This is a genomic window from Kitasatospora sp. NPDC057512 (assembly GCF_042802135.1).
Classification (GTDB): domain Bacteria; phylum Actinomycetota; class Actinomycetes; order Streptomycetales; family Streptomycetaceae; genus Kitasatospora.
The window spans coordinates 1-3,294 of sequence record NZ_JBHVET010000848.1 but is presented as its reverse complement, the minus strand read 5'-3'; the positions used below and the strand labels follow the sequence as shown (position 1 = coordinate 3,294).

Here is a 3,294-nt window from a genome sequence, read left to right as displayed (position 1 = left end):
GTGTGGCCCTGGTTGGCGCGGATCGAGAGACCGTCCGGCGAGTAGCCGAAGCGGCGCTTGTTGTCGGTCGCCACGACGTGGTCCAGCTCGGCCCGGGTGAGCGGCCGGCCCCGGGCGGCGAGCCCGGCGAGCAGTTCGTCGACCCGGACCCAGCCGGCCGCGTCCAGCACGACCCCCGCCAGCCCGGGCTCGTGCCGCAGGATCCGCGACAGCGTCTTGCTCGCCCTGACCAGGCGCTTCTCGTCCATCATGTCTCTCGTATCCCCCGTTGGTCAGCGGCTAAGAGGCCTGGCTGACCGAACTCATGTTGAAGTCCGTGACACGCACGGGTGGCATCGCGGTGCGGGTGACGTTGTCGCTCCACTCGCGGGGCAGGCAGCGTTCGGTGCGGCCCACCTCGGTGATCCGGTTCAGCAGGTCCACCGGGGACTCGTTGAACCGGAAGTTGTTGACCTCGCCGACGACCTCGCCGTTCTCCACCAGGTAGACGCCGTCCCGGGTGAGGCCGGTGAGCAGCAGCGTCGCCGGGTCCACCTCGCGGATGTACCAGAGGCAGGTGAGCAGCAGGCCGCGCTCGGTGCGGGCGATCATCTCGTCCAGGGTCGGCGCGGACTCCTGGTCGGCCGTCTCCAGCACGAGGTTGTCGATCGCCGGGCGCAGCGGCAGTCCGGTGAGGGCGGCCGCGTGGCGGGTGGTGACCAGGTCGTTCAGCACGCCCTCGCGGATCCACTCGGTGGCGGCGATCGGCTGGCCGTTGTCGAAGACCGAGTAGTCCCCGCCGGAGGAGTGGGTGAGCACGAACGGCGCGGCCTCCAGGCCGGGTTCGCGCGGGTCGGAGCGCAGGGTCAGCGGCAGGGCGCTGAGCTTGTCGCCGATCCGGGTGCCTCCGCCGGGCTTGGAGAAGACCGTCCGGCCCTCCTGGGCGTCCCGGCCGCCGGAGGACCAGTTGAGGACGATCAGCAGGTCGGCGACGGCCGAGGGCGGCAGCAGCGCCTCGTACCGCCCGGCGGGCAGGTCCACCTTGCGGGCACCCCAGCCGAGCCGCCTGGTCAGCTCGGTGTGCAGGTCGGCGACGTCGACGTCGGCGAAGTCCCGGGTGGAGGCGCCCACCCAGGCGGAGCTGGAGAGGTCGGCGGTCTTGGCGTTGATCTCGACCATGCCGGTGGGCTGGTCGTGGCGCAGCCGCAGGCCGGTGGAGCTGCCGAGGTAGCTGGAGGTCATCTCGTGCCGGGCGAAGCCGTACAGGAGCTGGCCCTGGGCGGCGGCGCGGGCGAAGGCCTCGCCGAGGGCCGGGCCGAAGGCGTCGAACACCTCGATGGAGGTCAGCGCGGGCGGCTCGGTGAAGTCCGGCGAGGAGGGCCCGCCGGCGATCAGCGGCTGGGCGTCCTCGGCCGGTCCGGCCGCGCGGGCGGCCTCCTCGGCGGCCCGTACCAGGCCCTCCACTTCCTCGGCGGTGACGGCCTCGCGGGAGACCACGCCGGAGGCGGTGCCCTCGGCGCCGGCCACGGTGGCGATCACGGTGAGGCGGCGGCCGCGGGTGACGCCGTTGGTGGTCAGGGCGTTGCCGGCCCAGCGCAGGTTGGCGGTGGACTCCTCGTCGGCGATCACCACGCAGCCGTCGGCGCGGGAGAGGCCGAGCGCCAGCTCGACGAGTTCGTGGGGCTGCTTCGCGGTCATCAGTGACCCGCCTCCTGCTGGGTGTTGAGCACGTTGACGTTGCGGAACAGCGCCGACGGGCTGCCGTGGCTGACCGCCGCGATCTGACCGGGCTGCGCCTTGCCGCAGTTGAAGGCGCCGCCGAGGAAGTAGGTCTGCGGGCCGCCGACCGCCGCCATCGAGCCCCAGAAGTCGGTGGTGGTGGCCTGGTAGGCGAAGTCCTTGACCTGGCCCGCGAGTTCGCCGTCCTTGATGGCGTAGGCGCGCTGCCCGGTGAACTGGAAGTTGTACCTCTGCTGATCGATCGACCAGGAACGGTCGCCGACGATGTAGAGGCCGTTCTCGACCTGGGCGACCAGGCCCGCGGTGTCCGGGCCGTCGGCGGCCGGCCGGAGCGAGACGTTGGCCATCCGCTGCACCGGGACGTGCGCGGGGGAGTCGGCGAAGGCGCAGCCGTTGGAGCGCTCGAAGCCCTTCAAGGCGGCGATGCGGCGGTCGAGTTGGTAGCCGACCAGGACGCCGTCCCGGACCAGGTCCCAGGACTGCGTGGCCACGCCCTCGTCGTCGTAGCCGATGGTGGACAGGCCGTGCTGGGCGGTGCGGTCGCCGGTGACGTGCATCAGCTCGGAGCCGTACTTCAGCGAGCCGAGTTGGTCGAAGGTGGCGAAGGAGGTGCCGGCGTAGGCGGCCTCGTAGCCGAGCGCGCGGTCCAGTTCGGTGGCGTGGCCGATCGACTCGTGGATGGTCAGCCAGAGGTTGGTCGGGTCGATCACCAGGTCGTAGCGGCCGGCCTCGACGCTCGGGGCCCGCATCTTCTCGGCCAGCAGGACGGGCAGTTCGGCGAGTTCGGCGTCCCAGTCCCAGCCGGTGCCGGTGAGGTACTCGTAGCCGCGGCCGACCGGCGGGGCCAGGGTCGTCATCGAGTCGAAGGCGCCGGTGCGCTCGTCGACCGAGGTGGCCTCCAGGTCGGAGTGCACCCGGATCCGCTGCTGGGTGGTCACCGTGCCGGCGGTGTCCGCGTAGAACTTGTTCTCCTGGACGGTCCGCAGGGCGGCCTGGACGTGCGAGACGCCCTCGGCGGCCAGCAGCCGGGAGCTGCGCTCGGCGAGCAGCGCGGTCTTCTCGGCGTCCGGCACCTCGAAGGGGTTGACCTCGTACGCGGAGACCCAGGTGACGTCCCGGTGGACCGGCTCGTCGGCCAGCTCGACCCGCTCGGTGGAGCCGGCCGCCCGGCTGATCCCGCCGGAGAGGCGGGCCACCGCGACGGCCTGCTCGGCGACCCGGGCCGCCGCGTCGGGGGTGAGGTCGACACCGGCGGCGAAGCCCCAGGCGCCGTCCAGCACCACCCGGACGGCGAAACCGAGCTGCACGCTGTCGGAGGTGCCGGCCGGACGCGCGTCGCGCAGCCGCCAGGAGGCGCTGCGGATCCGCTCCAGGCGGAAGTCGGCGTGGCTCGCGCCGAGTTCGCGGGCCCGGGCGAGGGCGGCGTCGGCGAGCGGCCGCAGCGGCAGGGCGAGGAACGCCGGGTCGACGGTGCGCCCGTGCGGGGCACCGGAGCGATCGGCCGGAGGGATCGGAGGCAATCGGGCTCCCAGGTCGCGGAGGGTGGCGGTGCGGCGCCACAGGGGCGCCCGCACC

At 73.1% G+C, this 3,294-nt stretch carries 3 protein-coding genes; all 3 read right to left on the bottom strand.

Annotation, left to right across the window (positions count from 1 at the left end; genetic code table 11):
• Positions 1-251 (bottom strand): RNA 2'-phosphotransferase (locus ACFU6K_RS34705; protein WP_380669938.1); only part of this gene is annotated, 251 nt, incomplete at its 3' end.
• A 28-nt stretch (positions 252-279) separates the two neighbouring features.
• Positions 280-1,677, bottom strand: coding sequence for a metallopeptidase TldD-related protein (locus ACFU6K_RS34700; protein WP_380669936.1), 1,398 nt, complete (start codon positions 1,675-1,677; stop codon positions 280-282).
• A complete protein-coding gene (locus ACFU6K_RS34695) occupies positions 1,677-3,230 on the bottom strand; it encodes a TldD/PmbA family protein (protein ID WP_380669940.1) in 1,554 nt (517 codons plus the stop codon). Before ACFU6K_RS34695 ends, ACFU6K_RS34700 begins: the two co-directional genes overlap by 1 nt.
• Between the last annotated feature and the right edge of the window lie 64 nt (positions 3,231-3,294).